This is a genomic window from Mesorhizobium sp. M7D.F.Ca.US.004.03.1.1 (assembly GCF_003998635.1).
GTDB classification, from domain to species: Bacteria; Pseudomonadota; Alphaproteobacteria; order Rhizobiales; family Rhizobiaceae; genus Mesorhizobium; species Mesorhizobium loti.
On the sequence record NZ_RZQG01001791.1, the window covers coordinates 1 to 456 of the forward strand.

Annotated in this window: 1 protein-coding gene; it reads left to right on the forward strand. The window is 61.4% G+C overall.

Going from position 1 to position 456, the window contains the following annotated elements; translation table 11 throughout:
* The coding region (locus tag EN935_RS41315; RefSeq protein WP_164771931.1) for a hypothetical protein at positions 1-456 on the forward strand (456 nt) is incomplete at both ends.

Here is a 456-nt window from a genome sequence, read left to right on the forward strand (position 1 = left end):
GATCATGCGATGACGCGGCCCTTCACGAAGGAGCATGCCGGAGCCTACAGCCGCGCCCAGAGCGATCCGCGCTACCAGGTCAGCGCAAGGACGATCGAGCGGGTGGAGGCGAAGCGGCAACGCCGTTTGGATGGACAGTCCCTTGTGGTGAACGGCGATGCAATCGCTGCCGCATGGCAAAAGACTGTGACGACGATGCGGACCGCGGGCGTGGTCGGTCAGGCTCTCACGGCAGCGGAGTCGATCGGCAACAATTTTCTGCGGTTCCGTCGCGATCGAGCAGGGGAGGGGCAGCCAGGTCCTGCCGCGGGTCGCGGAGCTGATCAAACGGGTCAGAAGTCTTTCCTGTCTCATCCCGGTATGAGAGAATTAAATGCACTGATAGGAGATTTGAACATGGCGCAAACCCCCTTGGAAATGCGGCGTCAGATGGCCCGCGTCAATCAGGCTCTGGAC